The organism is Confluentibacter citreus (assembly GCF_002807055.1).
GTDB lineage: Bacteria > Bacteroidota > Bacteroidia > Flavobacteriales > Flavobacteriaceae > Confluentibacter > Confluentibacter citreus.
Genome location: NZ_NIXN01000011.1, coordinates 1 through 8,001, shown reverse-complemented (window position 1 = coordinate 8,001; position 8,001 = coordinate 1). Strand labels below are relative to the sequence as shown.

The following is an 8,001-nucleotide window of genomic DNA, read 5'->3' as shown; positions in this document are numbered from 1 at the left end:
TTGACTATACTGAATGTATTCGACGTTTGAATTGTTCCTTCTGGCAACATTTGGTAACTAAAGTCGCCCGAACCTCCCGTGACGGTTATACTTATTGAACCTGTATTGTTGCAATCAATCGGAGTCACCTCTACAACTGCCACAGCTGATAACTCAGGCAATGGCAATATAACAACGCTATTTGTGGCAATACATCCATTGGCATCCCTAACATAAACGGGAATGTTCTGCGTGCTTCCAGTATCGATGACCTGGAACACGTTCGAACTGAAATAATTTGCTCCGTTGATGCTATACGTATATGGGGCCAGACCTCCCGCTTCAGTAATCGTAAGCACTGAGGCGTTTACGGAATTATCTGGTGTACATGCAAAATCCGTTGCTGTTCCCGTAACGGTCAAAAGCGTAGGCTCACCAATGGTCACATCTTGTGTTGCAATACAATCTCTACCAGAAGTAACTTGAACGGTATAAGTCCCTGCGGATAATCCTGTAAACACATTAGAGTTTTGCGCAGGTATAATTATTGGCGCAATAATTTCGTAAGTATAAACTGGGTTATCATTACTTGGAGGTAGGTTCACTGTAATCACCCCATCATTTCCACCATTACAGCTCACATCTGATGGCGTTGTTGTAAAGATTACTGGAGTTGCAGCTTCTAAAGTTATGGCCGCATCTTCAGTACATCCTGTTGTAGTATCTTCAATAGTGACAGTATAGGTTCCTGAAGGTACTCCAGAAAACACGTTCCCTGTTAAAGTGACTGAAGCTGGATTAGGACTAATACTATACGTATAAGTTCCTGTTCCTCCAATTGCTGTTACCGTAATTTCACCATCATCATTCGAACAACTGACAATGCCTGTAAGTGATGTTGTAATTCCTAAAGGAGGTTCAATATCTACTGACACTAAATTTCCACAACCATTTGCATCCCTAACTTCAATTGTATGGGTTCCAGATGATAAATTTGATATGGTAAATGGTGCCGTTCTTGTTTGAAAAGACCCTCCGTTAATACTAAAGGCATATGGTGATATCCCTGAAGTTGTTAAGGCTACATCTATTGCAAAATTGCCTTCTGATATATCACATTGAGTGTTTAATGTTGCTGTAATTACTGGCTCGGGATCTATATCTATTGTTTCATTAAGTCTAACTTCACATCCATTAGCATCCCTAACTACAATATCCCAATTTGTTCTAATATTATAGTCTAAATTAATGACATTACTAGTTCCAAAATCACTTATTGAAGGTATAAATCCAGCAGCACCAGCGGCATATTGATATGGTCCAGTTCCACCTGTTGTATTTAAAGTGACTTGTGCCCCTAGGTTACAATTGGCATTTTCTTCTGTAGAAATCACAGAAAGCAATGGTTGTATAGGTTGTGTAATTCTAAATGGTTTTGACACTGTACACAGCGTACCATTGTCTTCCCTAACAAACAATGTATAATTACCTGCTGGCAAACCAGTTATAGTGCCATTTGCTGGCAAACCTGTTAGGCCTATTAATGTTCCGTTTTGAGCTGGTATAATAGCTACATTGGTTAATTCGTCTCTTACCTCATAATAAACAGATGTTACAGAAGCATCATAATCAAAAACAGTAAAACTTACAGTACCATCATTTCCACCGTTACAATTAACATTAGTTGTTGTAATAGGATTAACATCTATAGCTGATAAAATAGGTGTTGTAACTTCTATTATTGAGAAACAACCTCCAGCGTCAATTACTTGAAACTGATAGGTCACTCCATGATCTAATCCCATAAAAGTGTGGCTTGTTGCAGCGGTAGGTCCAACAGAAGTTGCTGGTTGTCCATAAATTGAGTAAGTAAATGGTCCAGCTCCTGTAATAACAGAAATTTCAACGTTAGCTCCTGTGGCACAGGAACCACTAGAAACATTTCCATCCAATTGAATGTTTGGTGGTGTTTCAATGCGTTGTCTATCACTTCCAAATTCACACCCTCTAGAATCAACAATGGTTACATAATAATCACCGAATGATAACCCTCCAAAAGTATGCGTTGTAGATCCTGTAGTCACATTAACTCCAATTTGAGTATAAGTATTATCATATAGGGTATAAGTAAATGGTGCTACACCACCAGAATTGATTGTCACATCTAAACTACCTGGTACATTTGAATTACATTGTATGGCATTCCTAACTATTGTAACATCTATAGGTGACGGATCAACTAAATTAACTGTTCCAAGGGCATCACAACCTTTACTATCCCTTACAACATAATTATACCCCCCTGCTAGTAAGCCACCAAATATATTGGAAGCTACAAAAGTAGTTCCCCCATCAATACTATAGGTATACGGTGCTGCTCCAGTTAAAGCGTTTAATGTTATTGTTCCATCTGAAAAGCCATTACAGGTTGGATCATTTGATGCAGCCGACGCTGTAACCGGTATTATTGCATCAACTGTTTGTATTCCAGATTCTGCTATACAACCATTAGCATCAGTTATTTGGAATCTATATGTCCCATTTGCTGCTGTAGCATAAGTGAATGGCGATCCTGTGGTTCCCAAAGGACTGTAAGCACCACCATTTATAGATACGGCATACGTAAATGGCGCCGTTCCTCCAGAAATAGTACCTGTAATTACTGCATCAGGTAATACAGTACAGTCTAAATCTTTGGTTAAAACAGTGCTTATCGTTATTTGTGAAGCAATGGTTTCTGCTGGTAAAGTAAAAGTACAGCCATAAGCATCTCTTACTGTAATAGTATAAGTGCCAGGAACTAAATTGTTGAAAATATTGCTTGAAGTAAATGGCGCGCCATTCATACTATATTGATAAGGTGCTTGACCTCCAGATGCAGTGACTTCAAGTGATGCTCCGTTCGTTGTATCATAACAGTAATCTGAACTGACACTTATAGTAGCCGAAGGATTTGTGGATAAAACCAAATTGAATGTCGTTGAATCCGAACACCCATTAGTATCTGTAACTGTAGCTGTATAGGTTCCTGCTTGTGTTAAGTTTGTAAAAGTGTTACTGCTTTGCGCTGGTAAAACAGTGGTATCTGGTAATGTTAAAGTAAAGGAATTTCCTCCCCAACCTCCAGTTGTATTAATGACTACACTACCATTATTCAAACATGTAATTGGACTCACAGTTGCAGTAATGTCCAATGCTGATGTTGGTTGGTTTATAGTTACTGACGCTGTAGCATCACAATTTGTTATATTATCGGTAATAACAATAGTATAAGTTCCTGCTGCCAATCCTGTTAATACAATTGGAGACGTTCCTGCAGTTGATGAACCACCATTTATAGTGTAAGTAAAGGCTGTAGAACCTGAAACTGTAAACTGTGCAGAACCATCAGTAGCTCCAAAACATGTCACGTCATTCATAGCTTGCCCTATAACCGTGATTGGGTTTAATGGTGCAATAGTATAAGATTCGCTATAGGTACAATCATATTCATCAATGACTTGGAACGTATAGGTTCCAGGCGCTAAACCAGCAAACACATTAGATGTTTGATAAGCTGTTGCCGAAGCTGCTGGTGCTATAATTTGATATTCCAAAGTGCCAATTCCCCCTATTGCCGATAACGTTACCGTAGAAACGTTTGTAGGACATGTTAAAGGTGAACTGGTGAAAGCTAAATCGGTTGGTGGATTTAAAGGGTCTATTGTTATAGGTGCCGTTACAAATGTACAATCGTTGGCATCTCTTATTGTTACGGTGTAAGTTCCATTTGTTAGCCCCGTAAATGTAAGTCCTGTTTGATAATTTACACCATCAATGCTATAGGTGTAAGGAGCTGTTCCTCCAGAAACCCCAGAAACGGTTATAACACCATTAGTGGTACAGGTATATGGCGTAGTTAAGGTGGCAACACCACTAATGGCGGTTACTGTTGTAATTGTTATGAGTTGTGGGGTAGATACACACACATCGGTTCCGTATGTATATTGAACTACGACATCGTAATCACCTGCAGCAAGTCCTGTAAATATTGGCGAGTTGAAAAACGTAATACCGTTGTCAATACTGTACAGTAAACTATTCCCATTAGCATTGGTAACATTCACATTAATAACCCCTGAATCTCCCGCTTCAAAACATAAAATATCTGTTTTTGTAACATTAAAATCTGGTGCTGGAGCTGCATTTACCGTTATAGAAGTTTCTGCGGAACAGTTATTAGAATCGATTACAGTAATATTATATACACCCGGTGCAGTTACTATTATTTGAGGTGTAGATTGAAATTCAGTAGTGCTATTTACAAAATAATAATACGGTGCCGTACCCCCATTAGGATATACTGTAATTTCACCATCGGTACATGTTAATGGTTGGGTAAGTGCCGAAGTAGCTGTTAACAATGGCGGATTGATAATTTCAATATCATCTGTAAAAATACAACCATCTTCAGTCGACACATTTACGGTATAGGTACCTGGATTTAGATTAGCAAAAGTGTAATCACTTTCCATAATCGGCCCTACACTATTTATTAAGGTTGCACCTTGGTAAATCGAAAAGAAATATTGTGGACGCACATCATTTGCTGCCAATACAACGCTTCCTTGTTCACCATTACATAAGGGTTGTGTAATAATGGTTGAAACCGTAAAATCCCGTTGTCTTATTTGAACATCCGGAACGGAAAAAATACATGGGTTCGGTGTCACACCAATTTGTCTTATATACACCGAATATACATTTGGTGTATTAATTGAAAACACATTGCTAGGCTGATAGTTTACGCCATCGATACTGTACTCATAACCGCTAGGAACACCTCCAACGGTGATTTCTCCCGGAGTTGTACAAAAAATATCTCTTGAGGTTACGGTAGGAACTAAAAGATTTTCGTAAACATTAAAGTAAAATCGATTGAAACAACCTCCTGTATAATTCAATGTTAATCGATATTGACCTGCAGTATCTGCCGTAAAATCAGGTCCAGTTGCTACCTGATGCCAAGTACAGCTAACATCTTCATTGGCACAATCTTCATTGGCAACAGCAGTACAACTGGTTTCATCTAGTCTTTCCCATATCATAGAAGACGTATCTGTGATATTAGTTTGGATAAATCTGGAATCATTGGCCCCACATAAAAATATATTTGGTAATTCTTTTCCGTCATTCGGACAAATAACGACTTCATCTGCAAAAGGAATAACTGGATTCGTTACACCAGCACCGTATGTAATTACATTAAATACTTGATCTATGGATTGACAAGGAGCTACTGCCGTATTATGGACATAATAAGTTCCTGGAGTGGTAACCGTAATGGATTGTGTAGTCCCAATAACCGTTCCAGAAGAATTTGTCCATGAATACGCATCATATCCATCACCAGCCGTTAAAACAGCACTGGCACCGCACAATATGATGTTTTCTTCAAAAACACAGTCATTCAAATCTGCTAGAAAATTTGTCGCCCCTGGTGTTAACAAACATCCTGTGTTGCTTGCATAACTTGGGTCATCTGAAATTGTAAAATCTGGATTTACAGTACCTTTATAAGTCGCATATGCTTGATTGTCAATATTATTAGAACAAGCATCACTAAGTAAACTACAAGTAGACACCACTGTAACTTTAAATCGAATTTCAGATATAGGATCATTTTCTTCTACAACTGATTCGTCTATGGCAAATATAAGCTCTCTTGTTGCTGCGTTGTAACTTTGTACGGTAACACCCGCAGGCAACAAATCGATATCTGAAGGATAATTAAACACCACATTGGTTGGTAAAACATCTCTAATAATCATATCGGTGGCATCATCATTACCAGTATTTTGAAAACCTATGGTATAATATAATTCATCCCCTAAATCTACAACTTGTCCTCCAATATTGTTTCCTAAAACATCTTCAACAATTTTAGTCAATACAATATTTGGTGCTATAATTTCAATAGCAAATGCACTAAAATAGAAATAATAAATATCTGTATTGGTACCTAACCTAATGGTAGCAGACGTATCTCCATTTGCTATGAGACCATTACCTGGATTAGGTATATTTATAATACCTGCATCAAATCCTAACGTATTGGAACTGTTGGGATTTCTATCGTTAAAAAGTGTCGGTGCGTTCGTATTGGGATCTATAATAGATACGGAACTATTAAAAAAGTTAGTACTGGGACGTATTATTGTTCCACTTGCATTAGTTGCACTAATATTTGTACCATTAATTTGTAAGTAATCTCCAGCCCATGCTCTATCACCTTCTAAGGCGCTAAAAGCATATTTCGCACGAACTGGTCCTGTTGGTATGGTCTGAAAGCCACTTATCGGAAAGGTTTGCTGATTATTAGGAGCTTGATTATCTATTTTTGTAAATCCATCAAAAGAGGTGATATATTTACTTGGTAAAAGTGGGTCTTCATAGATTACAAACAGTGACCATCCTGCCGACAAGCCTTCTGTATTATAACCATCATCATTCGCCATCATTGCTGATGTCATCGATGATATATTAGCAACAGTATACGTTCCCTCTGGATTGCTTAAATCTGCCAATATATCCGTAACATCTCTATAATAAACATAGGTGTTGGAATCTTGATTATTTGAAGAATTTTGATAATAAATTTGTGTCCCAGTAATATCTATATAACTACCACTTTCTGGGGTTCTGAATTTAATATTTTCTCTTGGTGAATTGGCATCCTCTACCACAGAACTCCAATACAAACCAGCATACACAATTTGATAACAAGTAGCATCGTTTGGCACATCTAAATTGGCACTACTAGAGTTAAATGTAGTATTGTCGCTATCGATGTCAACATATACCATCCTATGTCTATTCTCCGACCCTTCATTGTTATAGCGACTATTGGTTCCACTATAATTATATGGGTCTGTTGGGTGTACACTTAAATTACTATTCCCTATTAAAAGCATGTCACCTTTAATGGCCTCATCATACCTTGGCACAAAAGGAACAAGGTTTTGTGAAAAAGATTGAAAACTCAAAAGCAAAGAAAATAATATAAATGCTTTGTTTAGTGTAGTAGTTTTTTCCATAAGCAGGCGTTTTTGTTTTTTCCCTAATTGGGGACTTAGGAAAAATAGTCGTTAGTTTACAAAATTAAAATAAGTAGTTTTATTACTACATTAAATTTATTTCATCATAATTTAAGTACTTTTAAACCGTATAAATATCGTAAAATTTTTGGAAGAATTACAAAGATAACCTGACAATTTAAACTGTTTATCGATGAATTACTACTTTAAAAGAATATAATCGATTATTTGTAGTTTTTTTCAATAATTTTTAAGATATATAATGATTAATTATTGAAGTATTATTAATATGTAGGAATGGTATTCAGAATATTAATAGTCAATTTGTTGGTAGGTAATGTATTTATATTTCAGAAGATGATGTATATACAGACAAAAAATATTAATAAAAAAAACAACTTGATTAAATGAGCCCTATTTAAAAATACATAAAAGCCCTTGACTTATCAAGGGCTTCTAAATTGAGAGTTATTCAATGTTTCTTTTTATAGATATTTAAAAACCATTTACTTCATGTTTCATTCAATAATATCAATTTTAAATTATAATATTAAATAACTCAGATATTCATTATATTATTTTTTATACTTAATATGGCTACTATTATTATTGAACACATTTGGTATTCGATCATATTAATAATTCAAATTGCGCTTCACAATCAATGCACCGGACTCTGAGTACAGGGACAGTTACTGATCCCTTGCAGGAATTCCAGCCCGATCGTAATGACATGGGTCCCTGAATTGTACCCCGAGAGGTCGTTCATGGTCACCTGGTAGGCATACCCGAAATAGAAGATGTCCTTCTTAAAGCCCAGCATCGGGCCCAGGTTCAAGGGCTTGAAAAATTGGTCGTTCAGGAAACGGTAGGATACCCCTGCCCAATAGTAATCCTCGTTCCTGTTGAACTTCCTGAACTTGAAGTTCAGGTCCGTACTGCTGCG

At 36.9% G+C, this 8,001-nt stretch carries 2 protein-coding genes; both read right to left on the bottom strand.

Translation table 11 applies throughout. From position 1 onward, the window contains the following. A partial coding sequence (locus tag CDH49_RS15105) for a beta strand repeat-containing protein (protein WP_100616367.1) occupies window positions 1-7,055 on the bottom strand: 7,055 nt, incomplete at its 3' end. A 661-nt stretch (window positions 7,056-7,716) separates the two neighbouring features. Further along, on the bottom strand, window positions 7,717-8,001 hold a 285-nt coding region (locus CDH49_RS15100), incomplete at its 5' end, for a type IX secretion system membrane protein PorP/SprF (RefSeq protein ID WP_157805315.1).